Genomic DNA, 26122 nt, shown 5'->3' on the forward strand with positions numbered 1-26122 from the left:
AGGAGGCGGCCGCCCCGGCCGGCGAGCCCCGCGACCATCCCACCGGCCGCTCCCGCAGAGGACTGGGAACCAAGGTCCGCCGCGCCGCAGACGGGACCTGCCGGCTCCCGGGTCAAGAAGCCGGCAGTGCGATGCTGTCGATCGCGGCGTCGGCGATTCGGTTCCTGGTCTTCACGTCGACCCCTGCCTTGGCGAGCGCTTCGAGCCCGCGATGCGTGGCGACGATCAGTCCGCCGAGCGCCTCGGCGTCGGCGGCCGGATCCAGGTGGCCGGCGCGCTGCGCCTGCTCGACAAGCTGGCGGCAGCTGTCGAGCAGCACTTCGAACGCCGCGAGTGACCTGGTCGCGATGGCCTCGTTCTCCGACGCCAGTTCGGCCGTGGCCTTGGCCAGCAGACAGCCGGGCTGACCGGTGTGGTCCTCCGGCGCCGTGAGCCATTTGCGGAGGCGGTCGAGGGCCTGGTCCTCCGGGCCTTCGAGCAGGGCGGCGGCGCCCTCGTCGGAGTTTGCGCAGTACTCCTCGAATATGCGCTGGAACAGGGACTCCTTGTCGCCGAACGCGCCGTAGAGGCTTCCCTTGCTGAGCCCTGTCACGCGGGAGAGGTCGTCGACCGAGGTTCCGTGGTAGCCGGTTTCGTTGAACTGCCGATGCACAGCGGCCAGGACGTCTTGCTCGCTGAATTTCCGTGGTCGCCCCATGCCTCTATGGTACGCCGTTCTGAACCATCGGTCCAGATCTTCTGGACGTTCGGTCCAGAACCTGTTATTTTGGACCGCATGTTCAGAACTAGCACTTCACCCGACCCCACCGAGTTCGCAGGAAAGCGCGCGATCGTCACGGGAGGCACTCGCGGGATCGGCGCGGCCATCGTGCAGCGGCTGCTCGACGGCGGCGCGACCGTCGTCACCACTGCGCGTAACGCCTCCGACGAGACGCCGAAGGCCGCCACCTTCATTCAGGGCGACATCGGCACGCTCGCGGGTGTGCGGGCATTCACTGCGGCAGCGCTCGACGTACTCGGCGGCGTCGACATCGTGGTCAACAACGCGGCGGCGGCACGCGCCCACATCGGGGGCCTCTCATCCATCCCCGATGAGGAATGGATCGACGCACTCGACCTCAACTACCTGTCCGCCGTGAGGGTCAACAACGCGCTGCTGCCGGCGCTGCGCGAGGCCGGGTCGGGCGCCGTGATCGTCAACATCTCATCGGGAGCGGCCCTCACGCCGGCGCCGCCATTGGCTCACTACGCTGCCGCCAAGGCCGCCCTCAACACCTACGGCAAAGCGCTCGCTTCCGAGCTCGCCCCTGCCGGAATCCGCGTCACCACGATCATCCCCGGCAACGTGCTCACCCCGGGCGCCGACGCGATCCGCCAGAACTTCGCCGACGCGATGGACGTCCCGCTTGCCGCCACCACAGCGGGCATTCCTCTGGGGCGTCCCGGAGACCCGCGCGACATCGCCGAGGCCGTCGCCTACCTCGCATCGGACCGGGCTCAGTGGGTCACCGGAGTGAGCCTGACAGTCGACGGCGGTGAACTCCCCCTCATCTAGCTCCCGGTCCGGTCAGCCTCTCGTACGGTCCACAACGACCCCGGCGGCGCGAGAGCTGTCCCACGCCGCCGGGCGTCAGGTCGAACAGCTGACCGACAACGCACCCGGCGTGACGCCGCGCGTCAGGCGCCCGGGACCAGCTCGCGCAGGATCGCCTGTCCGGCCTCACGGTGCTGGGCCGCGGCGGACGGATCCGTGACGTCGAGCACCGCGGCGATCCCCTCGTGGGCCAGCGCCTCCTCGTACCGGTGCCCCACCCGGGGGGCGAGGTCGAGCGCCTGCCGGTGCAGCCGCAGGGCCTCCTCCGGCAGACCGGCCAACCGGCAGGTCTCGGCGTAGCCGTTGAGGAAGTGGATCTTCCACTGCTCCTCGAAGAGCTCGTCGAGCAGCGCGAAGGCCTCGCGATGACTGGCCAGCGCCTCCTCATAGCGGCCCATCCGTCGCAGGGCGACACCCAGGCAGTTCAGGCACCAGGCCTCGTTGTGCCGGTGCCCGTCCTCACGGGCCAGCGCGAGGGCGTGGTGCAGATGGCCGCGGGCGCGTCCGGGTTCCTCACGCGCGATGGCCACCCCGAGGGTGATGAGCGCGGTGAGCGCCGGCGGCCACGCGGGGTCGGCGTGCGGGATCTCCATCGCCTGACGGGCCAGTCGCGCCGCTTCCTCGCGGTGCCCCAGCTGCAGCAGGGCCCAGGCCTCGTAGGCGGTGGCGTGGGCCGTGCCCATCGGGCAGTCGGCGTCCGCGTACAGCTTCCCCGCCAGGCGGAACAACTCCAGCGGCTCCTCGACGTACCCCTGGTCCCACCTCAGGTAGCCGCGCCGCATGGCCAGTTCGGCCTCGGCCCGGAGGTCCCCCGCCTCCGCCACCAGGGCGGTGGCCGCCTCGTACGCGGCACCGGCCTCCGCCATCCGGCCCGCGTTGTGGCGTGCGAAGCCCAGATCGCTGTGCGCCTCACCGAGTTGCCGCGGGTCGCCCAGGCGCCGGGCGGCGGCCAGCGAGCCCTCGAAGAGGGAGTTGAGCTGGGTGGTGCCGCAGCGCCGGGCGAAGTACGACCTCATGAAGCGCGGCAGTTCGCACACATGGGCGTCGGCCCCGGCGGCGAGGGCGGCCTCGAAGGCGGCCAGCAGATTGGCGTACTCGGCGCCGAACCAGGCGAGGGCGGTGTACTTGTCGGTGAACCGCGGCAGCTCCGCAGGGGCCGGGCCCGCGCATGCCTCCCGGCTGCGGGACAGGAAGGGCATGGTGGCGTCGGCGGCGGCCGCCGCGTGCACGTAGTAGTCGAGCACCCGGCCCCGTGCCCGCTCCCGTTCGGCCGCCGGGTCCTGCTCGGTGGTGGCCCGCAGTGCGTGCCGGTGCACCAGGTCGTGCAGCCGGTAGCGGCCGGGGGCGGGCTGCTGGACCAGGTGCGCGTCGAGCAGGTCCTCGAGCATCACCCGGGTGTCGCGCAGCGGCACGTCCGCGAGGGCGGCCGCGACGTACTCGTCGAAGGTCGAGCCCGGCAGGAGGCTCAGCAGGCGGAACAGGCGGCGCTGGGCACGGTCCAGCTGGTTCACCGACATCGCGAACGCGGTGTCGAACTCGGTCGGGCCCTCCGCCATCCGCTCGACGAGGATGGCCACGGTCCAGCCCGGCCGGTGCCTCAGTCGCGCCGCGGCCAGCCGCAGGGCCAGCGGCAGGTTGCCGCACAGCCGCAGCACCTCGGCCGCCGCTTGCGGTTCGCGGGCCAGCCGCCCGTCGGACCCGCCGGGCTCGCCACTGGCGCGGGCGAGCAGTTCGGTGCTCTCCTGCGGGGTCAGCACGTCCAGCGAGACCGGGGGCACCTCCTCCAGGCCCAGCAGCCGGTTGCGGCTGGTGACCAGGGCGACGGAGGGGCCCGCGCCGGGCAGCAGCGGGCGGACCTGGCCGGCGTCCGCGGCGTTGTCGAGGACCACGACGGCCCGCCGGTGGGCCAGTTCCGAGCGCCAGCAGGCGGCCAGTTGCTCGACGCCTTCCTGCGGGATCCTCTCGGAGGGCACGTCGAGCGCCGCGAGCAGCGCCCGCAGGGCGGGGCCGGGGTCGAGCGGCCGCCGGCCCTCGGTGAACCCGTGCAGGTCCAGGTAGAGCTGGGCGTCGGGGTAGTCGGCGGCCAGGCGGTGCGCGGCGTGCACCGCCAGGCAGGTCTTGCCGACACCCGCCATGCCGTCGACGGCGACCACCCTGCTGCTGCCGACCGCGTCGAGCACGGCGGCGAGTTCGTCCCTGCGTCCGGTGAAGTCGGTGGCGTCACGCGGCAGATCGTTGCGGGGCGGCCGCGGGGCCGACGCGAGTGGCGTCGGGGGGTGGACCTGGCGGCTGGTCCTCGGGGGCGCGGGCAGCGGGTTGGAGGCCCGTTCCCACAGGGGCCGCAGCGGGCGCGGGTCGCGTGCGAGGAGACGGCAGAGGGCCACGACGGCGGGCCAGGGCGGCACGGTCCGGCCGGTGAGGTAGCGCGACAGTGACGACGAGCTCAGGCCCGTGTCACGCGCCAGGGCCCGTACGCCCCGTCCGGACAGCTCCTGGAGCATGCGGAGCCGGGCGGCCAGCTCCTCCGGTGGGTCGGCCTCCGCCGTCCGTTGCTGCGCAACCACCCGTCCCCCGCCTTCCTGTCCCGCCCCGGAAGAACGCCTCCGGGCCGCATCGCCGCTGTACAAGGCCCTTCCGGCTGTCCCACGGTGTCCCACCGCCGTCGTCATGGCAAGTCCGAAGCGCTGTCATGGAGTCACGCCCCGGGGAGCGGGGCACCGAAGCGGAAGAGGGAGAACCATGATGCAGTCCCGTATGCAGAACCCGGCCGCCGTCCTGCCCGGCGCGATGCAGCCCATCCAGGAGCTGATCAAGGTCGTGCACTCCGGTGGGGTGGACGGGCAGACGCTGGAGCTGGTGCACCTGCGGGTCAGTCAGATCAACGGCTGCAGCGCCTGCGTCGACGGCGGCGCGAAGACGGCCCGCAAGGCCGGGGTGAGCGACGAGCGCCTGGCGACGGTCGCCGCGTGGCGGGAGGCCCCGTACTTCAGCGAGGAGGAGCGGGCGGCGCTGGCGCTGGCCGAGGCCGCCACGCGGCTGGCCGACCGGCCGGAGGCGGTCGGTGACGAGGTGTGGGACGCGGCCGCCACCTACTTCGACGAGAAGCAGCTCGCCGCGATCGTCCTGATGATCGGCGTGACCAACCTGTTCAACCGGCTCAACGCCACGACGCGGCAGATCGCCGGCGCCTGGGGATGAGGGGCGCGCCGTCCGGTCCCGGGCCGCGTCCACGACGCGCCGCCCGGGACCGGCGTGCCCGGCCGCCCAGGCCGTGCTGTCCACGGCGGCGGAGGCCTGAGCCGGGTCCCACGGGGCGGCCGGACGCTGTCACAGCGGCGGGGGCTGTCCGGTCAGGAGGGAGATGGCTCAACTTCTTCCCGCGTCCCACCCGGGCACGACCGATGATTGAGGAGGCGCGCCATGCTGCACATCGCCAGGGCCGTGCCGGGGATCGGGGGAACGCGTGGACACGACCAGGAGTACGCGCTCACGCCACGGCGTCCGCACGCGACCGCGTGTCGCGCCACCTCGGCGGACAAGTGGCTGGTGGGGTTCAAGGTGCGTACCCGTGGCCCCGCGTCCACCTGGTTCTACTACGTGGTGGACCATGCGGACGACGCGATCGCCGCGAAGGAGGCGGCCATCACCATGGCCGGTGACGAGATCGGCGTCCCGTGCCTGCACGGGCTCGACGGCGTCGGGAGGACGGAGATCCGGCTCATCCACGACGACGGGATCGGACCGCGGCGGCTGCTGCGCTGCCCTTGACCGGGCTCCCGTGGCGGCGGTGTCCTCCGGTGCCGGGAACGCGGCTGCCGCCGGTGCCCCGGACGAGGTCCGGGGCACCGGCGGCAGTGGTCGTGCGCGACCGCTTCGTGAGCTACTTCGTGAGCGGGGAGAGCTTCGGGTCGTTGGCGTAGGCCTCGGCCGCGTTCTCCTTGGTCACGATGACCGGCGGGAGCAGGTACGACGGGACGACCTTGCTGCCGTTGTTGTACGACTTGGTGTCGTTGATCGTCGGCTTGCCGCCCGTCTGCAGGGCCTGGACCATCTTGATGGTCTCGGCGACGAGCTTGCGGGTGTCCTTGTTGATGGTGGAGTACTGCTCACCCGCCATGATCGACTTGACCGACTCGACCTCGGAGTCCTGGCCGGTGACGACCGGGACCGGCTTGCCGGCGCCCTTCACCGAGGTGATGATCGCCCGGGCGAGGGTGTCGTTCGGGGACAGCACGCCGTCGAGCGTCTTCTTGCCGTTGTAGGTGGAGTTCAGCAGCGAGTCCATACGGCTCTGGGCGTTCTCCGCCTTCCAGCCCTGCGTCGCGGTCTGCTTGATGTCGGTCTGACCGGAACCGACAACGATGTCGCCCTTGTCGATGGCGGGCTTCAGCACCTCCATCGCGCCGTCGAAGAACACCTTCGAGTTGTTGTCGTCCGGCGAACCGGAGAACAGCTCGATCGTGTAGGGGCCCTTCGCCTTCTTCGCCTTCATGCCGTCCAGCAGCGCCTGGCCCTGCAGCTGGCCGACCTTGAAGTTGTCGAACGCGATGTAGTAGTCGACGTCCGGGGTGTTGGTGATGAGGCGGTCGTAGGCGATGATCGTCGCACCGGCCTGCTTGGCCTGCGCCACCTGGGTGGACAGCTGCGAGGCGTCGGTGGCACCGATGACGATGACCTTCGCGCCCTTGGTGACCATGGAGGAGATCTGCGCCTGCTGGTCCGCGACGGTGGTCGAGGCGCCCGCGTACTGCACGTCGGCCTTGAAGCCGGCGTCCTTCAGGCCGTTGGTGAACAGGTCACCGGCGAGCACCCAGTTCTCCGAGGTCTTCGCGGGCAGCGCGACACCGACCAGGGCGTCCTTCGCGAAGCCGCCCTTGGCGTCGCTGGTGTCCTTGCCGGTGGAGCCCTCGCGTTCGTTGGAGCACGCCGTGCCCAGGGCGAGCAGCGCGGCGGCGCCGATCACGGCGACGGCTCTGGTGATGGTTCTGCGCATGTGGGTTGTGCCCTTTCCTGGTGATGCGGGGAGAATCGAGCGCCGCCCTGATGCGGCACCCTGGGTTACTGCCGGTCGGTCATCCTGCGACCGGAGCCTTGTCGGGGTCGGAGGCCGGGTTCGCCGGGTCGACCGGTGTGGACGTCTCGTTCTGGCGGAACGGACGCATCAGGGTGCCGATGATCGAGAAGCGACCCTGGCTCTTGCTGTAGACGTCGAAGGCGACGGCGAGGAGCAGGACCAGGCCCTTGATGATCTGGACCATGTCCGAGCCGACGCCCTCCAGTTGGAGACCGTTGTTGAGCAGCGCCATGACGAGACCGCCGACGATGGAGCCGCTGATGGTGCCGAGGCCGCCGGAGACTGCGGCGCCGCCGATGAACACGGCCGCGATGGCGTCGAGTTCCCAGCTCAGACCGTCCTGCGGGCCGGAGGCCGCGGACCGCGCCACGAAGATCATGCCGGCGAGCGCGGCCAGCACGGACATGTTCATCATGACGAGGAAGTTGACGCGCCGGAGCTTCACGCCGGACAGTTCGGCCGCGCGGGAGTTGCCTCCGACGGCGTAGATGTGCCGGCCTCCGATGGTGTTGCGGGTGTAGTACGAGTACGCGAGCACCAGGGCGATCAGGATGATCCCGGAGATCGGGAAGCTGGTGCCGACGCGGCCGCCGGCGAAGCGCAGCGTCGCGAAGACGATGACGCCCGCCATCACGACCAGACGGATCCCCGTGACCCACAGCGGCGCGGCGTCGGCGTGCATGGCGCGCCGGGTCTGCCGGGCCTGCCACTCCCGCCAGGCCACGCCCGCACAGGCGACCAGACCGAGGAGGAGGGTCAGGTTGTTGTATCCGGTGTCCGGGCCCACTTCGGGCAGGAAGCCTGCGCCGATGTCACGGAATCCGGTGGGGACCGGCACGGTGTCGGCGTTGCCGATGTACTGGTTGCCGCCGCGGAACAGGAGCATGCCCGCCAGGGTGACGATGAACGCCGGCACCCCCACGTAGGCGACCCAGAAGCCCTGCCAGGCACCGATCGCCGCGCCGACGAGCAGGCCGAGCACGATGCCGAGGGGCCAGGGGAGCGAGTGCTCCTGCATCGTCTTGGCGACCACGATCCCGGTGAACGCCGCCACCGAGCCGACCGAGAGGTCGATGTGCCCGGCGACGATCACCATCAGCATGCCGATGGCCAGGATCAGGATGTAGGAGTACTGGCTGACCACGGCGATGAGGTTGCCGGAGGTCAGGGTCAGCCCTCCCGTCCAGATCTGGAACAGGAGCACGATCGCGACGAGCGTGGCGATCATGCCGAACTGGCGGGCGTTGGAGGTCGAGCCTCCGAAGAGGTTCTTCTGCAGGTCTGTGATGCGGCTCATGGGCTCGGTGTCTTCTTCATAGAGGTCATCTGTTTCATGAGGAGTTCCGGGTTCGCGTCGCGGCGTGTCACCTCACCGGTGATGGCGCCTTCGAACACGGTGTAGATGCGGTCGCAGAGTCCGATGAGCTCGGGCAGCTCCGAGGAGATGACGACGACGCCCTTGCCCTGGCCGACCAGCCGCTGGATGATCCCGTAGATCTCGTACTTGGCGCCCACGTCGATCCCGCGGGTGGGCTCGTCGAGGATGAGCAGGTCGGGGTCGGTGAACATCCACTTGGCGAGGACGACCTTCTGCTGGTTGCCGCCGGAGAGCTTCACGACCTCCTCGTCCACGCTGGGGGTCTTGATCCTCAGGTTCTGCCGGTACTCCTCGGCGATCCGGTGCTCGCTCACCGGGTCGATGACCTGGCGGCGGGAGATCTTCGACAGCTTGGCGGCGACCATCGAGGTCTTGATGTCGTCCAGCAGGTTGAGGCCGACGGACTTGCGGTCCTCGCTGACGTAGGCGAGGCCGTGCCGGATGGCCTCCGACACCGTCTTGAGGTGGATCTCCTTGCCGTCCTTGAAGACCCGTCCCGACAGGAACGTGCCGTAGGAGCGGCCGAACAGGCTCATCGCCAGTTCGGTGCGCCCGGCGCCCATGAGGCCGGCGAAGCCGACAATCTCACCGCGCCGCACCGTGAAGCTGGACCCCTTGCACACGAGCCGTTCGTCGGACGCGGGGTGCCGCACGGTCCAGTCGCGGACCTCGAAGAACACCTCGCCGATGTCGGGCGTGTGGTCGGGGAACCGGCTGTCGAGTTCGCGGCCGACCATGCCGCGCACGATGCGGTCCTCGTTCACGCCGTCGGCCTCGACGTCGAGGCTCTCGATCGTCCGGCCGTCGCGCAGGATGGTGATGGTGTCGGCGACCGCCTCGATCTCGTTCAGCTTGTGGGAGATCATGATCGAGGTGATGCCGCGGTCCCGGAAGCCGCGCAGCAGGTCGAGCAGGTGCTGCGAGTCGGTCTCGTTCAGGGCCGCGGTCGGCTCGTCGAGGATGAGCAGCTTCACGTCCTTGGCGAACGCCTTCGCGATCTCGACGAGTTGCTGCTTGCCGACGCCGATGTCCTTGACGAGCGTGTCCGGGTCCTCCTTGAGGCCCACCCGCTCCATCAGCTCCACCGCGCGGTGCTGTGCGGCCCTCCAGTCGATCGAGCCGCGTTTGCGCGGCTCGTTGCCGAGGAAGATGTTCTCCGTGATCGACATGCCGGGGACCAGCGCCAGTTCCTGGTGGATGATGACGATGCCGGCCTGCTCGCTGGCCCGGATGTCGTGGAACCTCACGGTGTCGCCGCGGTAGACGATCTCGCCGGTGTAACTGCCGTGCGGGTGGACCCCGCTCAGCACCTTCATGAGGGTGGACTTGCCTGCGCCGTTCTCGCCGCAGATCGCGTGGATCTCCCCCTCCTTCACCACCAGGTTGACGTCCGCGAGCGCCGTCACGCCGGGGAACGTCTTGGTGATGGACCGCATCTCCAGCAGCATCGGGGCGCGGCTCATGCGCGGAGCTCCACGCTGCGGACGCCGCGGCGATCACGCGGGCCCGCCTCCCCTGGGATGCGACATTTCGTGGACATCAACTTGCCTCCGATGACACTGCGCCGTGCCTCCACGCCGGACCTGTTGCGGCTTGGGCACCGGACTTTAAATCCATTTGTTTTACTAAGTCAACGCCCTTGAGCGGTATCGTCATTGCGGTAAGAGAGGAACGCGTGTGCGGCAAGCAGGAACAAACCTCCCCAAAGTCGGGCGGTACAACCGGGCGGTGGTCCTGGACCAGATCCAACTCGCCGACGGGATCAGCCGGGTCGAGATCGCCCAGAAGACGGGGCTGACCCCACAGACCGTCTCGGGGATCGTGCGCCGTCTGCTGGACGAGGGCATCGTGCGGGAGGACGGGGCCAGTCGTGGCGCGGGCGGCGGCAAGCCCCGCACCACCCTGCGGGTCAACGCGGACGCCGGCAACGCGGTCGGCCTCGTCTTCGACCCGGTCGAACTCACCTGCTCCGTGGTCGACCTGCTCGGCCGGCCACTGGTCGTCAGACGGCACCCCACTCCCCCCGGCACCGATCCGACGCACGTGGTGGCGGCCATGGCCGACCTGGTCGCCGAGGTGCTCGCCGAGGCGGACGTGCCGCGCGCCAACGTCCTGGGGCTGGGCCTCGCCACCCCTGGGCCGATCGACCAGCGCAGCGGCATGATCGTCGCCCCGCCCCAGCTCGCGCACTGGACGCGGGTCCCGCTGCAGCAGATGCTCAGTGACGCCACCGGCCTTCCGGTGACGCTCGACAACGACGCCACGGCCGCCGCGGTCGGCGAGCGCTGGTCCGGCGCGGGCCGGGGCGTGGCGAACTTCGCCTACCTGTTCTTCGGCACCGGCATCGGCGGCGGTCTGGTCCTCAACCACCAGGTCTACCGGGGCGGTTCGCTCAACGCCGGCGAGTTCGGCCACTCGACGGTGCTGTCGGACGGGCCGGAGTGCTACTGCGGCAACCGGGGCTGCCTGGAAGGACTGGCCAACCCGTCCGCGATCGTGGCCGAGACGCACCGCCGCCTCACCGACAAGCCCGGCGGCAGCGTGCTGTCCCCGGTGTACGACCGGGACCCGGCCTCCGTCGACCACGCCGCGGTCCAGCGCGCGGCCGGAGCCGGCGACCCGATCGCGGCCGCGGTCATCGACGAGGCCGCGCGTCACGTGGCCACGGTCGCCGTGACCATCGCCAACTTCATCGACGTGGACCTCATCATCCTCGGCGGCCACGGCATCCAGCACGTGGAGTCCCGCTACGTCGACGCCGTCGCCTCCGCGCTGGCCTCACGGCCCCTGGCCCGGCACATCCGCGTCGTCCAGGTCGCGGCCTCCCCGCTCGGCGCGGACGCGGCCGTCGTGGGCAGCGCCGCGCTCGTGCTGCACGCCACGTACTCGCCGCAGTTGTCGTCGCTCGTGCTGGACTGAGGTGCGCGTGCCTCAGGGCGACGAAGGATCAGGCCGGAGCGCCAGAGCGCCGATGAGGCGCTCGACCGCCGCGACGTAGGCGGCGTGGTCCAGTTCGGGATCCCAGGCGGTCTGCAGCGCCAGCCCCTGGTAGATCGCGACGAACACCCGGGCCAGGCCGTCGGCAGGCCATGAGTGGTCCAGTTCGCCGCGCTCCTGGGCCGCCCGGACGAGGTCGGTGACGACGGCGCGGGGACGGTCCACGCCCTCGCGTGCCACCGCGTGCACCCGGGGTGCCCGCAGGGCCTCGGCCCAGATCTGGACGCCGAGTTGCACGCGCTGCCGCTCGTCGGAGCCGGCGAGTGAGCGCAGCAGTCCCAGGTAGCCTCCGGCGACCTCCCGGAAGGCGTCGGCGGTGCGTCCGGCGGGGTCGTCCAGGTGCAGTCGGCGGGCCTGGTCGTCGTGCCACCGGTCCGCGATGGCCGCGACCATGTCGTCCTTGTCGGCGAAGTAGCGGTAGACCAGGCCGGTGCTGAATCCGGACTCGGCCGCGATGTCCTGGATGGTGGTGCGGTGGAAGCCCGTACGGGCGAAGCAGCGGGCGGCGGCGTCGAGGATCTGCCCGCGCCGCGCCCGCAGGTGCTCCTCACTGACCTTGGGCATCACTTCACCTCGGCCTGGGCGATCCGGTAGAAGGGCGCGGCCGGCTCGTGCCGCCCCAGGGGCTCCAGGTACTCCGCGGCGGCCTCCCTCGCCGACCGGTCCAGGGTGAGCTCCAGCCCCCGCTCGGCCAGGTACGCGGGGAGCCCGTCCGGCAGGAAGCCGAAGGTGAAGGGCTCCCCGGCCGTACGCACCGTGTCCGCCCATGTTGTGACGCCGTCGAAGTCACCGGTGCCGTCCAGGGCCCTTCGGTCCATGTAGGTGAGGACGATCCGGCTCCCGGGCGCCAGCGTCGTGGAGAGCGCCGTCAGCGTGGCGTGCACCGAGGGCGCGTCGAGGTAGTTCGTCACGCCCTCCCACACCACCACCGCCCGGTCGCCGGTCAGTCCCGCCCCGCGCAGGGCGTCGCCGAGGTCCTGGTGCATCAGGTCCACGGGAACATAGCGGATGCCGTCTCCCGGCCGGCCCGCCCGGGCGGACCAGGTGGCGGCCAGCCCCCGCTTGACCGCCTGCGTCGCCGGGTGGTCGACCTCAAGGACGGTGGCGCCGCGCGCCGCGTCCAGGCGGAAGGCCCGGCTGTCGTAGCCGGCGCCCAGCAGGACCAGTTGCCGGGCGCCGCGTTCCAGGGCGTCCACGACCAGGTCGTCGATCAGCCGGGTGCGGACCACGGCCGAAGCGCGCGGACCCGCGGGCCAGCGCCGGTCGATCCACCGTTCGAGGAACCGCGCCACGCCCGGACAGCGGGCGATCGTCACGGCCAGGCGGTAGCCGGCACCGAGGCACGAGGCGGCGTACGGGTCGGTGAACAGGCGCGGTCCCCGGCGCACCGACTCCAGTGCCCGGAAGAGCGCGACGTGCTGCGCGGTGCGGCTGGGTGTGCTCTGCATGGCTCCATCATAATGAATGTACATCCATTTTTTATCCACGGCAGCGGCCGGCCTCCGGCGGCCCCGGCACCGCCGGTCCGCACCCTCACATCCGCAGCTCGGGCGGAAAGCCGGTCCAGCGCAGCTCCGCAGGGAGGTGACGGGTGTCGTTCTGGACCAGGACCGAGACGGGCCGCCCCGGCGCGTAGCGGATGACGGTCAGGGCCGCGTTGCCCTGGTTGACCCCGAGCCACCGCCACGGCGGGGCGTCCATGGCGTGCCTCACCAGCCAGCCGACCAGGAAGTTGTGGGTGACGACCAGTTCGTGACGCTCCTGATCGCCCTCGACGGGACCGGTGAACTGCTCGAGCGCGCGCAGGGCCAGCGCCGGGCCGAGCACGCGCTCCTGCGCCGTGGCGCCGTCGAGGAAGCGCAGCAGGTGGTCGGCGCTGTCCGGGGGCAGTTCGTCGCGCCGAGGGAAGTACGGGACGTAGTCGCCGGCGGTCTCCGAGACGCGCAGGACGGCACCGTCCAGGTGCTCCCCGATCACGGCGGCGGTCTGCGCGGCCCTGGGCAGGGGGCCGTGGTGGACCACGGATATCGGGTGGTCCGCCAGCCGGCGGCCGAGCAGGGCGGCCTGGCGGCGCCCGTCGTCCGACAGACCGCTCTCGTCCGGCACGGCCTCCCCGTGCCGGACGAGGTACAGGTAACGCGTGGCCGCAGCCGTCATGCCCGGGCTCCTTCACGATGCTTCATGATCGAGTGGGTCGTCCCTGGGCACGACGCCCCCGCTGCCGTTCCGGTTCCGGATTGCGGTCCGGGCGGCGGCGTCAGGGCAGGAGGGCGAGGGCGCTGTACCAGACCGGGCCCGGGTTGAGGCGGTCCGGGTGGAGCTGCAGCATCCGGTCGTAGAACGTGCGGGGGCGGGGTTCGTCCGCCAGCAGGCGCTGGGCGTCGAGCAGGTAGTCGCGGGTCTGCCGCAGGATCACGGGGTCGTCGGGCAGGGCCTTGTCCTTGTGGCCGGCCACGACCGCGCGCGGGTGCAGCGCGAGGACGGTGCCGATCGCGGCGAGCCACTTGTCGATGCCGCCGCCGGCGCTTTCCCGCAGGTACTGGTGGACCCCGTTGTAGGCCACGTCACCGGCCACGACCAGGCCGGTCGACGGGACGTGCAGGACGGTCGTGTCGTCGGTGTCGGTGTGACCGGTCTCCACCACGCGCAGCGGGTGCCCCTCCAGCGTGAACCCGTCGGCCGGGACCACCCGGTAGACCACGGGGCTGTCCGGGATGAGCCCGGGGAAGTCCACGTCCCACCTGGTCCGGCGGCCCTCGGTGGCCTGCCGGTGCATCAGCTCGATGGTGCCCTCGGTGGCGTACGGGACCGCCCCGGGGAAGCGCCGCAGCAGCAGATCGGTGCCGAACCAGTGGTCACCGTGGCCGTGGGTGGCGTAGACGTACGTCAGCCGTCTGCCGGAGCGTTCGATCCAGTCCCCGACACCGCGCACCTGCTCACGGGTGAACGGCGGGTCGACGAGGACCGCTTCCGCGTCGCCGAGGACCAGCGTCGAGGTCAGCGGCGAGGAGAAGATCGGGCTCCCGTCGGGCAACCGGGGGCCCTGGGCGCGGCGCAACCCGTCGCACACGAAGGTGTCGTAGCGCAGATCCGTCATGGCCGGGTCAGCCGAGCCCGGCGGGCACCGGCGCCTCCATCAGTGTCAGCAGGTGGGCGACCTTGTGGTCCAGTTCCAGCCCCACTCGGGCGATCTCCTCGCTGCCGTAACTGCCGAAGTGGGAACTCGGCTTGTCGATCACGAATCGCGGTGCGTCGGTGCTCCGGTAGATCTCGGTGCGCAGCGGCGCGTGCATCATGGCGGAGGGATCGTGGCGGAACATCCGCTCGGCGATGGCGTAGTTGCCCATCAGGTACATCACGAACGGCGTCGTGTCCCCGGCGAGGCCCATGAGCGCCGTTCCGGAGTCCCTCCAGAAGATCATGAATCCGTGGGGCGCGTTCCCCTCGGCCAGCGCGAGGGCGCTCTCCCAGGAGCCGCCGGACCGGACGAGGTCCCGGATCTCATCGGCCCGGTACTGCGGCACCAGGGACTCGTAGCGCCGCACGGCCTCCTCGAACGTCCCGGGCAGGGGGACGTCGAACCTGGTGACGCCGTAGTCGACCGTTCGCGCCTCGGACACCTGGACCACCTCGGACGGCACGGCACACCGCCGCGCCCTCCTCCCATCGTCCCTCCGCGGCACGCCGGCGCAACTCCGCGTTCACACCCAGTTGCGCCGGGCCGCCGCGACGCCGGCGCCGAACCGGTTGGTGGTGCCCAGTTCCGTGTAGAGGTCCTGGATGCGCCGGCGCAGTGTCCGCGTCGAGATCCCGAACTGGCGGGCGATGGCGTCGTCCTTGACCCCGGCGGCGAAGAGGGCGAGCAGGTTCCGCTCCTCGTCGGTGGGCTTGCGCACCTGCTCGCCGGGGGTGGCGGGCTCCGGTGGCGGTGGTGGCTGCGAGCTCGGCCCGCTCAGCGAGGCGGCACCGGCCCAGTAGTGCTCGAAGAGCTCGGTCAGGGCTTCGAGCAAGGGGGGCGCCTCGGTGTAGAGGGTGTCGGTGCTGTCGGGGCCCAGGCTCAACGACACCATGGCCGCCGAGCGGTCCGCCATGGTCAGCTTCACGGGCAGCGAGGACACGACCCTGGCCTCCTCGCCGCGTGAGACGAGGCTGCCCAGCTCCTGCCCCTCGCCGTCCTCGTCGAAGCTGGCGGCCGCGTAGACGACCCGCACCCGTACGCCGCGCCGTACGGCGGCCTCGTCGAGCGGACCGTTCGGAGCGAACAGGAAGGGAGGCCGGGCCAGGCCGCACATCTCGTACTTGGCGGCCTGGTGCAAACGGTAGTAGCAGTCCCCGACTTCCTCCGGGCCGCTGATCGTCCGTGTGGCGGGTTCGCCGGCGCTGGACCGCCTGGCCTCGTCGAACAGCGCGCCGAGCGGACCGGTGGCGTCGCGTACGGCGGCCAGTTGGCGTTCGCGGGACTCCACCAGTGTCCGCAGCGCGTGACGCGGATCCACGGTCAGGTACTCCCCCGAGGAGCGGCGGCTGAGCAGTCCGCAGTGGTGCAGGCGTTCCAGCAGGGCCACCGCCGCTCCGGTGCCCAGCCCGAACGCCGCGGTGACGTCGTCGGCCGTACCGCCACCGTGTGCGAGCAGTTCGCGGTAGACGGCCTCCGCCCCCGCGTCGAGTCCGACCAGCTCCAAGGGTGCGGCGCCTTCCGTCATCCTTCTCCACCTCTGACCTTCGTGCACGCGAGCGAACTGACGTCTTGTCAGCAACGTGTGATGGATGTGCCGCTGTGCGGCGGCCGCTCACACCGTGCAGTGTGTCTCGCTTGCCGATCATTGCGCCGCTTTGCGCCGTGTCCACTTGGTGACATGGCACAGAAGTGCCAAAGGGCCGCCTTTACAGCGATGCGAACGGATGGCTGACTGCGTTCCACCCCACCCCATCGAGTCCATGAGGTTCCCTTGCGCATGCCTCCGTCCCGCAGACGCGGGCTGACAGCCGCCGTCGCCGCCCTGGTGGTGCTGACGGCCACGGGTCCGGCCGCATCGGCCGACCCCTCGGCGACGTCCCCCTCCCCCGCCGCGACCGGTGCCGCTTCCGCAGCCGTGCGCACCGTCACGCTGATCACCGGCGACAAGGTCACCGTCACCGGGGACGGCCGGGCCCAGGCCGTCACCTCGGTCACCGACCCGAACGGCAGGACCGGGGGCGCCCACGTGATGTCGGTTGGCACCGACACCTACGTGTATCCCGACGCCGCGGTTCCCTACATCGCGTCAGGAGCCCTGGACGAGGGGCTCTTCAACGTCACCGCGCTGCTGAAGGACGGCTACGACGACGCGCGCAGCGACCGGCTGCCGCTCATCGTCACGTACACCGACGCCGCCGCCCGCTCCCGCAGCGCCAAGACCCCGGAGGGCGCGCGCAGGACGCTGACCCTCAGCAGCATCCAGGGCGCGGCGATCTCCGCCGAGCACGAGCGGGCCGCGGACTTCTGGTCCTCCCTGACCGGTGCCGGCGCGCAGGCCACCGCGGCCGCGAGGACGGCGGACGGCGAAGGGCGGCTCGCCGGCGGCATCGCCAAGGTGTGGCTGGACGGCAAGGTCAAGGCCACGCTGTCGGACACCACGGCGCAGATCGGCGCCCCGGAGGTCTGGGCCGGCGGGGACACCGGGCAGGGCGTGGACGTCGCCGTCCTGGACACCGGCATCGACGCCGCGCACCCGGACTTCGCCGGCCGCATAGCCGCGACGGAGAGCTTCGTGCCCGGCGCGGACGTCACCGACCGGCACGGTCACGGCACCCACGTCGCCTCGACCGTCGCCGGGACCGGCGCCGCCTCCGGTGGCACCGAGAAGGGCGTCGCCCCGGGCGCGTCCCTGCACATCGGCAAGGTCCTGGACGACTTCGGCAGCGGCCAGGACTCCTGGATCCTGGCCGGCATGGAATGGGCCGCCCGCGACCAGCACGCCAAGGTCGTCAGCATGAGCCTGGGCGGCGACGCCACCGACGGCACCGACCCGCTGAGCGAGGCCGTGAACCGGCTCAGCGAGGAGACCGGGGCGCTGTTCGTCATCGCGGCGGGCAACTCCGGCCCCGCGCCGTACACCGTGAGCGCCCCCGGTGCCGCCGACGCCGCGCTGACGGTGGGCGCGGTCAACGGCCCCGGCAAGGGCGTGGACCAGCTGGCGCAGTTCTCCAGCCGTGGCCCGCGCGTGGGCGACAACGCCGTCAAGCCCGACCTGACCGGCCCGGGGGTGAACGTGCTGGCCGCGCGCTCGCAGTACGCCCCTGAGGGCGAGGGCGCCTACCAGACGATGAGCGGCACCTCCATGGCGACGCCGCACGTGGCGGGCGCCGCGGCCCTGCTGGCCGCCGAGCACCCGGACTGGACGGGGCAGCAGCTCAAGGCCGCCCTGATCAGCACCACCGCGAGCACCCAGCGGTTCAGCCCCTTCGAGGCGGGCAGCGGGCGCGTGGACGTCGCCGCCGCCGTGAAGGCCACGCTGGTCGCCTCCGGCGACGCGTACGCGCAGACGCACTACCCGTACACGCCGGGTCAGACGGTCCGCAAGGACGTCACCTACACCAACTCCGGCGCCGCACCGGTCACCGTGGACCTGTCCCTGAGCCCGGGCCAGCTGCCCGAGGGCCTGTTCACGCTGACCGAACCGCGGCTGACCGTGCCCGCCCACGGCACCGCCTCCGTCGGCGTGGTCACCCACCTCGACGCGGCCGAGGACAACGGCGCCTACTCCACCCGCCTCGTCGCCACCGGCGCCGACGGCACGGCCCTGGCCCGCACCACGGTCGGGGTGAACAAGGAGGGCCGCCGGGTCAACCTGACGGTCACCGCCAAGGACCGGCGCGGCAAGGCCCTTCCCGGCACGCTCATCCTGAAGGACGTGGAGCGCAACACCGCCCCCAAGGCGTTCGCCGTCGACGCCTCGGGCCGCATCGACCTGCGCCTGTCCCCGAGCACGTACTCCGCGTGGCTGAACGCGGACGTGCCCGGCATCGACGGTACGCACACGCTGGGCTTCGCGATGTTCTCGGCCCCGCAGATCGACCTGGACACCGACCGCACCGTGCGGTTCGAGGCCGCGAGCCTGCGCAAGGCGGCCGCCGTCACGCCGCAGCCGACCGCCAACGAGTTCATGCGGGTGGACCAGTACCGCACCAACGGCGACCTGTTCCCGTTCCTGGACAGCTACATGCCCGAGTACTGGCGCTACGACAGCCTCTGGGTGACCCCGACGCCGAAGGTGACGAAGGGCTCGTACCACTTCGCGACCCGCTGGCGGCAGATCCAGCCGCCGCTGACGTTCTCCTCCGGCTCGCAGACCTACGACGACGTCACCATCCAGAGCATGTCCCCCAGGCTGCGGGACGGCACGGGCACCTACCGCGCGGTCTGGGCAGGTGACGGCTCCGCTGCGGCGTTCCGCAGGCTCAAGGTGCGCGGCCAGGTGGCGGTCGTCCGCCGCAGCGACACGGTGTCCGCCCCGGACCAGGCCGCCGCGGCGGCGAAGGCCGGCGCCCGGCAGCTGCTGATCCTGAACGACGGCTACGGCAAGTTCGACCCCTGGGCCGACCTGCCCGACGCCGCCCCCCTGCCGGTGGCCTCGCTCGGCACCGACGACAGCGCACGGCTGCTGAGCCGGCTCCGCAAGACCGGCACGGCGACGCTGAAGGTGGTCTCGCACCCGTACCCGCGCTACGCGTACGACCTGATCCGCCACCACGACGGAGCGGTCCCGAAGGACCCGTCCTACCGTCCGCGTCCCGGGGACCTGGCCCGCATCGACGAGTCGTTCCGCAACAGCACGCAGGCCGAGGCCGTGGCGTACCGCGAGGACGTGTCGCTCGTCTTCAACCGGCCCACGCTCATCCAGGCCACGCGGGTCGCGGCCCAGGGCACCCTCACCTCGTGGGTCTCGGCGGGCGCGGACGCCCGCTGGATCTCCTCCGCCGCGATGCGCGACCTCGGCCAGCGGGGCGTGACGCGCACCTACAAGGCGCGCAGCACGAGCACCGAGACCTGGTTCTCGGCGATCCAGCACCCGCGGGTGCTCAACGACGGCATCAGCTGGACGGCCCCCTACCGGGTGGGCGACATCATCAGCACGTCCGTGCTGCCGGCCTGGGGCGACTCGGGCGGTCACTCGGGCGTCGCCTGGGTGGACGGCAACACCTCGAAGGTCTCGCTGTACCAGGGCGACCAGCTGCTCGGTGAGGACTACAACGAGCGGATCGTCACCGCCGAGGGGCTGTCACCGGAGCCGCAGCCCTACCGGATCGTGGTGGAGGGTCAGCGGAACGTGGCCGACCGCCCGTACTCGACCCGCACCCGCACCGAGTGGGGCTTCACCTCGAGCACGACGGACTACTCGGCCATCACCCCGCTGCCGCTGGTCCAGCTCGACTACGCGGTGGCCACCGACCTGTCCGGCAAGGCCAAGCGCCGGACCGGGCTGACCGTCACCGCCTCGCACCTGAAGGGCGCGGCGGGCGCGGGGGCGATCCGCACGGTGACCCTCGAGGTGTCGTACGACGACGGCGCCACCTGGCGCAAGACGACGCTGCGGCAGTCGGGCGGCGGCTGGAAGGCGCAGCTCGACGCGCCGTCCCGGGCCCGCTTCGCGAGCCTGCGCACGACGGCGCGGGACGCGAAGGGGAACAGCGTCAACCAGACCCTGATCCGCGCCTTCGGCGTCAAGTAGCCGACGGCGGTTCGGACGAAGGGCCCTTGGCCCCGGTGCACCGGGGGCAAGGGCCCTTCGTCGGGTGTCGGCTCGGGTCGGGGCCGACGCGACGCGGGAGGCGTTGAGGAGGGGGTCGTCCTCCCGCGCCGCGGTCCAGTGGGATTACTCGGTGAAGCCGATCCGGGTCCAGTCGGTGTCCTGGAACCCGAAGGCGCCGTAGTTGGCCACGTCGGACTTGGCCGCGACGATCTGCGGGCGCTGGTAGAGCGGCAGGTTCGCGGCCAGCTTCCACAGCGCGGCGTCGGCGGCGTCGAGGTCGGCGAGGTAGGCGGAGTGGCCGACCTCGGTGCCCGCCTTGTGCATGTCGGCGTCGATCGCGGCGGTGCCGATGCGCGAGTAGTTCTGGCCGACGTTGCCGTGCTGGGGGGAGACGAAGGACGCCGCGCCATTGGTCAGCGGGAAGAACGGCACGGAGCCGATGCCGCTGAACAGGGTGAGGTCGAACTTCCCGGCGCTGACGTCGTTGAAGAAGTCGTCGCTCGGCTTGACCTTGGTGTCGAGCTTGATGCCCACGTTCTTGAGCATCGCCGTGAACAACTGTGCCTCGTTGGCGGCGATGGGCGTGCCCGACGGGATGGTCAGCGTCAGCTCCAGCGGCTTGCCGTCCTTCTCACGGACGTCGCCGTGCGGTTTCCAGCCCGCCGCGTCCAGTTGCCGCCCCGCCGCGGTGGGGTCGAAGCGGCCGAGGGAGCCGGCGTTGTCCTTGTAGGCGACGTCGTTGTTGACGAGGAAGTGGTTGTCGAGGGGCTGGGCCGGGAAGGGCAGGCCGTTGAGGTCGGCCTTGCCGATGGCCCGGCGGTCCAGTGCCATGAACAGGGCCCGGCGGACACGGACGTCCTTCAGCAGCGGGCTCGCGCCGTTGACCACCATCTGCCGCAGGTTCGGGGCGCCCGCCACGCGGATGGAGGTGTGCGGCACCTTCTGCGCCTGCTTGTAGGCGGCCACGTCGGGCCCGATGTCCTCCACGTCGATCTCGCCGGAGGCGAAGGCCCCGGGTGTCGACGCGGCGTCCAGGGTACGGAAGTTGATGCCGTCGAGCACCGGCTTCGGGCCCCACCAGTGGGGGTCGCGGACCTCGGAGACGACCTTGGTCGTCGGGTCCATCCTGCTGACCTTGAACGGGCCCGCGGTGACCGGGATCCGGTTCTTGTAGCCGGCGTCGAACTTCTGCGGGGTGTCGATCTGCGATGCCGGGTACAGCGGCGAGAACAGCGTCTGCCATTCGGAGAACGGCGTGGCGTAGGTGACGACGACGTGCCGCGCGTCGCTTCCCTCGGCGACCGAGGAGATCTGCTCGTAGCCGGAGGTGCCGACGGGGGTGTACTTGGGGTTCTTCCCGTTCTGCGCCTGCCAGTCCGCGCGGAAGTCCTTCCAGGTGATGGGTGTGCCGTCGGACCACCGGGCCCTGGGGTTGACCGCGTAGGTGGTGACCTGCCTGCCGTGCTTGACGGCGGTGCTCACCTTGCTGAGGTAGTTCGGGTTGGGGGTCCGCTTGTTGTCGGGGGTGCTGTGGAAGAGCGACGGCAGCAGGGGGGCCATCGTCGTGGTCACGGCGACGGTGTTCTGCGAGGCCGCGTTGAGGCTGTTCCACTGGGTGGGGTACTCGTCGACGGGGAAGTTGAGGGTGCCTCCCTGCCGGAGTCCCGCGGGGTCGACGGGGTTGATCTGGTTGAGGGTCGCCTTGGGCGGGGCCTTGGGCGCCGACGAGCTCGCGCCGCCGTTGCCGCTTCCGCACGCGGTGGCGCCGGCGAGGAGACCCGCGGACACCACGACTGCCGTGGCCAGCTTTACGGACTTTCGGTTCAACTGGGCTCTCCTTGTGGGTTCCGTGGGTCGGGTGTCCGCCGGGCGGGACGGCCGGGGGTGCGTCACGGGCCGGGGGCGCGTCACAGGACCTCCAGGGCGGCCGCGTGGTGGCAGGCGGCGGTGTGGTCCTCGCCCAGCGCCCCGGCGGCGGGGTCCTCGGTGTCGCAGCGCCTGGCCTCGGCCGGCGCGAGCTGCAGGTACTTGGGGCAGCGGGTGCGGAACCGGCATCCCGAGGGGGTGTCCGCGGGGCTGGGCAGGTCGCCCTGGAGGATGATCCGCCGGCGCTGCCGCTCCTTGCGGGGGTCGGGCAGCGGCACGGCCGACAGCAGTGCCTGGGTGTAGGGGTGGGCCGGTCGGGCGAAGACGTCCTCGACGTCGCCGGCCTCGACGATGCGGCCGAGGTACATGACGGCGACGCGGTCGGCGATGTGCCGGACGACCGACAGGTCGTGCGCGATGAACAGGTAGCTCAGGCCGAGTTCGGCCTGCAGCTCGTCGAGGAGGTTGATCACCCCGGCCTGGACCGAGACGTCCAGCGCGGAGACCGGCTCGTCCAGCACGACCAGCTTGGGGTCCAGGGCCAGCGCCCGGGCGATGCCGATCCGCTGCCGCTGTCCGCCGGAGAACTCGGCGGGGTAGCGCTCGGCGTGCTCGGGCAGCAGCCCGACGAGGCGGAGCAGTTCGGGGACGCGCGCGGCGATGCGTTCCCGGTCCCAGCCGTGGGTGCGCAGCGGCTCGGCCAGGATGTCGCCGATCGGCATGCGGGAGTCCAGTGACGCCATCGGGTCCTGGAACACCACTTGGAGGTCCCGGCGCAGCTCCCGCCGCGCCTTCCCGTCCAGTTGCCCGACGTCCCTGCCGAGGACGGCCACGGTGCCGCCGCGCTGCCCGGCGAGGTCGAGGATCTGCAGCATGGTGGTGGTCTTGCCGCAGCCCGACTCGCCGACCAGCGCGAGGGTCTCGCCCTGGCGGATGTCGAAGTCCACGCCGTCGACGGCGCGCACCGTGCCCACCCGGTGCTTGAACACCGCGCCCTTGAGGAGCGGGAAGTGCTTGGTGAGGTGGGTGACCCGCAGCACCTCCGGCCGCTCGGCGCGCGGAAGCGCCCCGGACCGCCGCGGTGAGGCGGGGGTGCGGAACATGCCCGCGGACGGGATCCCGCCGGACGTGTCGATCTCGTGCCCGCGGTGGCACGCCGTGGCGTGACCGGCTCCGGTCGCGACGGCCCGCAGACCGGGCTCCTCGGTACGGCAGCGGTCCACGGCCACCGGGCAGCGCGCCGCGAAGGGACAGCCGGCCGGCAGGTCCACCATCGACGGCGGCGTGCCCTCGATGGGGGTGAGGGCCGTCCGGTCCCCGGTGTCGAGGCGCGGCACCGAGCCGAGCAGGCCGATGGTGTAGGGCATGCGGGGGGTGGCGAACAGCTCGTCGGCGGTCCCGGTCTCCACCGGCTTGCCGGCGTACATGACGACCACCCGGTCGGCCATGCCGGCCACCACGCCGAGGTCGTGGGTGATCAGGAGGATCGCGGCTCCGGTGACCTCCTGGGCCTTGCCCAGGACCTCCAGCACCTGCGCCTGGATGGTGACGTCGAGCGCCGTGGTGGGCTCGTCGGCGATGATCACCTCGGGGTCGTTGGCGATGGCCATGGCGATCATCGCCCGCTGGCGCATGCCGCCGGAGAACTCGTGCGGGAACGCGTCGACGCGCCGCCTCGGGTCGGGGATGCCCACCAGGTCCAGCAGTTCCAGGGCCCGTTCGCGGGCCTGGGCGGCGGTGAGGTCCTGGTGGATCCGCAGGGCTTCCACCAGCTGGGTGCCGATGGAGAAGACGGGGGTGAGCGCCGAGAGCGGGTCCTGGAAGACCATGCCGATGTCACGGCCGCGGATGGCGGACATCCGGCGGTCCGGCAGTCCGAGCAGCTCCCGGTCCTTCAGCCGTACGGAGCCGGTGACCTCCGCGTCGTCCGGGAGCAGGCCGAGCACGGCGGTGGCCGTGACGGACTTGCCGGAGCCGGACTCTCCGACGACGGCGAGGGTCTCGCCGGCGCGGAGCGTGAAGTCCACTCCGCGGACCGCCTGCACCCGTCCGGCCTCGCCGGGGAAGGACACCCGCAGGTCGCGCACGGTCAGGACCGGGTCGCCGGAGGCCGGCCGCGGGGTGGGGACGCCGGGGGCGGCGGTGGGGACGGTCACGACGTGACTCCTTCCTCGGTGGGTGCCGCGGTGATGACCGCGGCTGAGGGCTTGCGGTGCGGGACCTGCCGGGCCTTCGCGTGCCGGGAGGTGGGCGCGCCCGGCCGGGCGCGGCCCCGGGCCTTCGCTCCCCGTGCCGTCGGGTCGAAGGCGTCCCGCAGTCCGTCACCGATGAACGCGACGGAGAGGCCGATCAGGACGAGAAAGGCGGCGGGGAAGAAGAACAGCCACGGGGAGGTGTTGGCGTCCGGCGTTCCGGCGGCGATGAGGGTGCCGAGGGACACGTCGGGCGCCTGGATGCCGAACCCGAAGTAGGACAGCGACGTCTCGCCGAGCACGATCGCGCCCACCTGGACGGTCGCGTCGATGATGAGGATCGAGGCCGCGTTGGGGAGGATGTGCCGGAAGATGATGACCAGCGGGTGGACGCCCATGTAGCGAGCGGCCAGGACGTACTCCCGTTCCCGCAGGGTCCGGGTCATGCTCCGCACCACCCGACCGGTGATCATCCAGCCGAACGCCGCGAGCAGGACCACGAAGAACAGCCAGGTCCCGTGCTGGAACGCCGGTGACAGGACGGCGAGCAGCAGGAACGCCGGGATCACCAGCATCAGGTCGAGGAACCACATCAGGACGCGGTCGGTCCAGCCGCCGAAGTAGCCGGCCGAGGCGCCCACCACCGCGGCGATCAGCGTCGTGAGCGGCCCTCCGACGAGTCCGACGACCAGTGACTTCTGGAGGCCCCTCAAGGTGAGCGCGAACAGGTCCTGGCCCGAGTGGGTCGTGCCGAACCAGTGCGCGCCGCCGGGCCCGGTGTCCAGGCTGGCGAAGTCGTTGTCGTGGTACGTCCAGTGCAGGAGCGGCGGTACGGCGTACGCCAGGAGCACCAGGGCGATCACCAGGGCGATGCCCACCAGGGCCAGCCGGTTGCGGGCGAAGCGGGCCAGGACGAGCGCGCCGCGGCTCCGGGTCCGGTGTGGCGCCGCGGTCCCGGCGGCGGTTGCGGGGGTGGTCATGAGGGAATCTCCTCGAGTCGGTCGACGTGGGCCGTCTCAGGTGCGGACCCGAGGGTCGAGCGCCGCGTAGACGAGGTCGGAGAGCAGTCCCGCGATCAGGACGATGCCGGCGGTGAAGATCGCCACGGCGGCGACCGCGTTGACGTCGTTGCTGGTGATGGAGTCGACCAGCCACTCCCCCATGCCGTGCCACCCGTAGATCTCCTCGGTGAAGGTCGCGCCGGTGAACAGCAGCACGACGTTGTAGACCACCAGCGGCATCACGGGAATGACCGCGGTGCGCAGTCCGTGCCGCAGGACCGCCTGACGCCGCCGGAGCCCCTTGGCGCGGGCCGTCCGCAGGAAGTCGCTGCCCAGGACGTCGAGCATCGTGCTGCGCTGGTAGCGGCTGAAGAACGGGATCTGGGCGAGCAGCAGCGTCAGCGTCGGCAGCACGAGGTGTTCGAGGTTGTTGAGGACGACCGGGAGGGTGCCGTGCACCTTCGGGTCGTACATCCCGATGTACTGCACCAGCGGCCCGTCGCCCGCGGTGTCCAGGGTCCGCAGTCCGACCGCGATCACCACGACCGGGGTGGCCAGCAGGACGTAGGAGACGATCGTCGACACCCGGTCGGAGGGCCGGTACTGCCGCAGTGCGTTCCAGGCGCCGACCGCGACGCCGCCGACGGCCCCCAGGACGGTCGCGACGAAGAGCAGCTCGGTGCTGACCAGGACGCGGCGGCCCAGCTCGGTGTTGACCGAAGCGCCGTCGTAGGTCCTGCCGAAATCCCCGTGCAGCACGATCCCGGTCAGCCAGCGCCAATACCGGAGGTACACGGGCGTGTGCGGATCGAGGTTGTAGGCGTGCAGGATCGCGTAGATCGAGTGCAGGGGCGGCCGGGGATTCTTCGACAGGTAGTTGATGTCGGGGTGGAGGGTGAAGGATGCGAGAAAGTACGTCGCGCTGGCCGCGATGAACACCAGGATTGCGTAGTTGCCGAGGCGGCGCAGTAGGTAACGGCCCAACGTGCTTTCTCCTTCGCGTGGCACGCCCCGTGACCAGGGCCGCACCGGCTCCTACGGGGGTGTGACCCGGGTTCGGCAGCGCCACCCGGATGTCGCCGTATCGGAGCGGGGAAACAATGGAGCGTCGCGGTGGGACGGCTCGGGAAATATCCTCCTGCCACCCGCGTCCACATGAGGCAATACGCGCACAAAGAATTGGCAATGCGCATTGCGGGACGGAATTCCGGGAAAAGGGTTCCGGGCCGTGCCGAATTCCCTCTATGACGTGCGCCACTTTATGTGATGTTGATGTGGCGCCGATGCG

Annotated in this window: 20 protein-coding genes; 5 read left to right on the forward strand and 15 right to left on the reverse strand. The window is 71.3% G+C overall.

The window, feature by feature from the left end:
• Positions 1-112 precede the first annotated feature (112 nt).
• Positions 113-697 (reverse strand): TetR/AcrR family transcriptional regulator, encoded by a 585-nt coding sequence (locus tag AC1VWI_RS01410; RefSeq protein ID WP_499509022.1) that lies wholly within the window; start codon positions 695-697, stop codon positions 113-115.
• A 78-nt stretch (positions 698-775) separates the two neighbouring features.
• Here AC1VWI_RS01410 and AC1VWI_RS01415 point away from each other — a divergent pair, with 78 nt between their 5' ends.
• Positions 776-1555 (forward strand): oxidoreductase, encoded by a 780-nt coding sequence (locus AC1VWI_RS01415; RefSeq protein WP_499509023.1) that lies wholly within the window; start codon positions 776-778, stop codon positions 1553-1555.
• A gap of 122 nt (positions 1556-1677) precedes the next feature.
• Here AC1VWI_RS01415 and AC1VWI_RS01420 read toward each other — a convergent pair whose 3' ends face one another.
• On the reverse strand, positions 1678-4158 hold the full coding sequence (locus AC1VWI_RS01420; protein ID WP_499509024.1) for a helix-turn-helix domain-containing protein: 2481 nt from the start codon (positions 4156-4158) through the stop codon (positions 1678-1680).
• Positions 4159-4336: 178 nt separating this feature from the next.
• Between AC1VWI_RS01420 and AC1VWI_RS01425 the strand changes: the two genes are divergently transcribed.
• Together AC1VWI_RS01425 and AC1VWI_RS01430 are read left to right on the forward strand one after the other, a co-directional pair.
• Complete coding sequence (locus AC1VWI_RS01425; protein ID WP_499516693.1) at positions 4337-4792, forward strand: carboxymuconolactone decarboxylase family protein; 456 nt, start codon at positions 4337-4339, stop codon at positions 4790-4792.
• Positions 4793-5014: 222 nt separating this feature from the next.
• On the forward strand, positions 5015-5362 hold the full coding sequence (locus AC1VWI_RS01430) for a hypothetical protein (protein ID WP_499509025.1): 348 nt from the start codon (positions 5015-5017) through the stop codon (positions 5360-5362).
• Positions 5363-5474: 112 nt separating this feature from the next.
• Here the strand turns inward: AC1VWI_RS01430 and AC1VWI_RS01435 are convergent, their stop codons facing one another.
• The 3 genes from AC1VWI_RS01435 to mmsA all read right to left on the reverse strand — a co-directional run bounded on the left by AC1VWI_RS01435 (position 5475) and on the right by mmsA (position 9509).
• A complete protein-coding gene (locus AC1VWI_RS01435; protein ID WP_499509026.1) occupies positions 5475-6587 on the reverse strand; it encodes a substrate-binding domain-containing protein in 1113 nt (370 codons plus the stop codon).
• 79 nt (positions 6588-6666) lie between these two features.
• The gene (gene mmsB / locus AC1VWI_RS01440) at positions 6667-7965 is read right to left on the reverse strand and encodes a multiple monosaccharide ABC transporter permease (protein WP_499509027.1); all 1299 of its coding nucleotides are present in this window, start codon (positions 7963-7965) and stop codon (positions 6667-6669) included.
• Complete coding sequence (gene mmsA / locus AC1VWI_RS01445; RefSeq protein ID WP_499509028.1) at positions 7962-9509, reverse strand: multiple monosaccharide ABC transporter ATP-binding protein; 1548 nt, start codon at positions 9507-9509, stop codon at positions 7962-7964. The genes mmsB and mmsA overlap by 4 nt, the downstream gene beginning before the upstream one ends.
• Before the next feature lie 265 nt (positions 9510-9774).
• On the opposite strand from mmsA, the gene AC1VWI_RS01450 reads away from it, so the two are divergent.
• Positions 9775-10965: an ROK family transcriptional regulator gene (locus tag AC1VWI_RS01450; RefSeq protein ID WP_499509029.1), complete on the forward strand. Its 1191-nt coding sequence runs from the start codon at positions 9775-9777 to the stop codon at positions 10963-10965.
• A 12-nt stretch (positions 10966-10977) separates the two neighbouring features.
• Here AC1VWI_RS01450 and AC1VWI_RS01455 read toward each other — a convergent pair whose 3' ends face one another.
• The 6 genes from AC1VWI_RS01455 to AC1VWI_RS01480 form a co-directional block, all read right to left on the reverse strand.
• Positions 10978-11607 carry a TetR/AcrR family transcriptional regulator gene (locus tag AC1VWI_RS01455; protein ID WP_499509030.1) on the reverse strand — a complete coding sequence of 210 codons (630 nt, stop codon included), beginning with the start codon at positions 11605-11607 and terminating at the stop codon, positions 10978-10980.
• Positions 11607-12491 carry a class I SAM-dependent methyltransferase gene (locus AC1VWI_RS01460; protein ID WP_499509031.1) on the reverse strand — a complete coding sequence of 295 codons (885 nt, stop codon included), beginning with the start codon at positions 12489-12491 and terminating at the stop codon, positions 11607-11609. Before AC1VWI_RS01460 ends, AC1VWI_RS01455 begins: the two co-directional genes overlap by 1 nt.
• 85 nt (positions 12492-12576) lie before the next feature.
• Entirely contained in the window at positions 12577-13200 is a 624-nt protein-coding gene (locus AC1VWI_RS01465; RefSeq protein WP_499509032.1) for a histidine phosphatase family protein, read from the reverse strand.
• 100 nt (positions 13201-13300) lie between these two features.
• Complete coding sequence (locus AC1VWI_RS01470) at positions 13301-14140, reverse strand: MBL fold metallo-hydrolase (protein ID WP_499509033.1); 840 nt, start codon at positions 14138-14140, stop codon at positions 13301-13303.
• Between the two features lie 7 nt (positions 14141-14147).
• Complete coding sequence (locus tag AC1VWI_RS01475) at positions 14148-14663, reverse strand: DUF302 domain-containing protein (protein ID WP_499509034.1); 516 nt, start codon at positions 14661-14663, stop codon at positions 14148-14150.
• Positions 14664-14744: 81 nt separating this feature from the next.
• Positions 14745-15746 carry a LuxR family transcriptional regulator gene (locus AC1VWI_RS01480; protein ID WP_499509035.1) on the reverse strand — a complete coding sequence of 334 codons (1002 nt, stop codon included), beginning with the start codon at positions 15744-15746 and terminating at the stop codon, positions 14745-14747.
• Between the two features lie 252 nt (positions 15747-15998).
• Between AC1VWI_RS01480 and AC1VWI_RS01485 the strand changes: the two genes are divergently transcribed.
• A complete protein-coding gene (locus AC1VWI_RS01485; protein ID WP_499509036.1) occupies positions 15999-19754 on the forward strand; it encodes a S8 family serine peptidase in 3756 nt (1251 codons plus the stop codon).
• A gap of 144 nt (positions 19755-19898) precedes the next feature.
• Here AC1VWI_RS01485 and AC1VWI_RS01490 read toward each other — a convergent pair whose 3' ends face one another.
• The 4 genes from AC1VWI_RS01490 to AC1VWI_RS01505 all read right to left on the reverse strand — a co-directional run bounded on the left by AC1VWI_RS01490 (position 19899) and on the right by AC1VWI_RS01505 (position 25818).
• On the reverse strand, positions 19899-21602 hold the full coding sequence (locus AC1VWI_RS01490) for an ABC transporter family substrate-binding protein (protein WP_499509037.1): 1704 nt from the start codon (positions 21600-21602) through the stop codon (positions 19899-19901).
• Positions 21603-21682: 80 nt separating this feature from the next.
• Entirely contained in the window at positions 21683-23797 is a 2115-nt protein-coding gene (locus AC1VWI_RS01495; RefSeq protein WP_499509038.1) for an ABC transporter ATP-binding protein, read from the reverse strand.
• Positions 23794-24813: an ABC transporter permease gene (locus AC1VWI_RS01500; protein ID WP_499509039.1), complete on the reverse strand. Its 1020-nt coding sequence runs from the start codon at positions 24811-24813 to the stop codon at positions 23794-23796. Before AC1VWI_RS01500 ends, AC1VWI_RS01495 begins: the two co-directional genes overlap by 4 nt.
• A 36-nt stretch (positions 24814-24849) precedes the next feature.
• Positions 24850-25818, reverse strand: a complete 969-nt coding sequence (locus AC1VWI_RS01505; RefSeq protein ID WP_499509040.1) for an ABC transporter permease — start codon at positions 25816-25818, stop codon at positions 24850-24852.
• Positions 25819-26122: the final 304 nt, after the last annotated feature.

This window comes from Streptomyces sp. TOM-9 (genome assembly GCF_056858595.1).

What these genes read in the sequence shown, in the direction of transcription:
- mmsB (WP_499509027.1), bottom strand. Translation starts at nt 7,965, where the DNA reads ATGAGCCGCATCACAGACCTGCAGAAGAACCTCTTCGGAGGCTCGACC.
- AC1VWI_RS01470 (WP_499509033.1), bottom strand. Translation starts at nt 14,140, where the DNA reads ATGACGGATCTGCGCTACGACACCTTCGTGTGCGACGGGTTGCGCCGC.
- mmsA (WP_499509028.1), bottom strand. Translation starts at nt 9,509, where the DNA reads ATGAGCCGCGCCCCGATGCTGCTGGAGATGCGGTCCATCACCAAGACG.
- AC1VWI_RS01410 (WP_499509022.1), bottom strand. Translation starts at nt 697, where the DNA reads ATGGGGCGACCACGGAAATTCAGCGAGCAAGACGTCCTGGCCGCTGTG.
- AC1VWI_RS01500 (WP_499509039.1), bottom strand. Translation starts at nt 24,813, where the DNA reads ATGACCACCCCCGCAACCGCCGCCGGGACCGCGGCGCCACACCGGACC.
- AC1VWI_RS01425 (WP_499516693.1), top strand. Translation starts at nt 4,337, where the DNA reads ATGCAGTCCCGTATGCAGAACCCGGCCGCCGTCCTGCCCGGCGCGATG.
- AC1VWI_RS01485 (WP_499509036.1), top strand. Translation starts at nt 15,999, where the DNA reads ATGCCTCCGTCCCGCAGACGCGGGCTGACAGCCGCCGTCGCCGCCCTG.
- AC1VWI_RS01435 (WP_499509026.1), bottom strand. Translation starts at nt 6,587, where the DNA reads ATGCGCAGAACCATCACCAGAGCCGTCGCCGTGATCGGCGCCGCCGCG.
- AC1VWI_RS01480 (WP_499509035.1), bottom strand. Translation starts at nt 15,746, where the DNA reads ATGACGGAAGGCGCCGCACCCTTGGAGCTGGTCGGACTCGACGCGGGG.
- AC1VWI_RS01455 (WP_499509030.1), bottom strand. Translation starts at nt 11,607, where the DNA reads ATGCCCAAGGTCAGTGAGGAGCACCTGCGGGCGCGGCGCGGGCAGATC.
- AC1VWI_RS01415 (WP_499509023.1), top strand. Translation starts at nt 776, where the DNA reads ATGTTCAGAACTAGCACTTCACCCGACCCCACCGAGTTCGCAGGAAAG.
- AC1VWI_RS01430 (WP_499509025.1), top strand. Translation starts at nt 5,015, where the DNA reads ATGCTGCACATCGCCAGGGCCGTGCCGGGGATCGGGGGAACGCGTGGA.
- AC1VWI_RS01465 (WP_499509032.1), bottom strand. Translation starts at nt 13,200, where the DNA reads ATGACGGCTGCGGCCACGCGTTACCTGTACCTCGTCCGGCACGGGGAG.
- AC1VWI_RS01460 (WP_499509031.1), bottom strand. Translation starts at nt 12,491, where the DNA reads ATGCAGAGCACACCCAGCCGCACCGCGCAGCACGTCGCGCTCTTCCGG.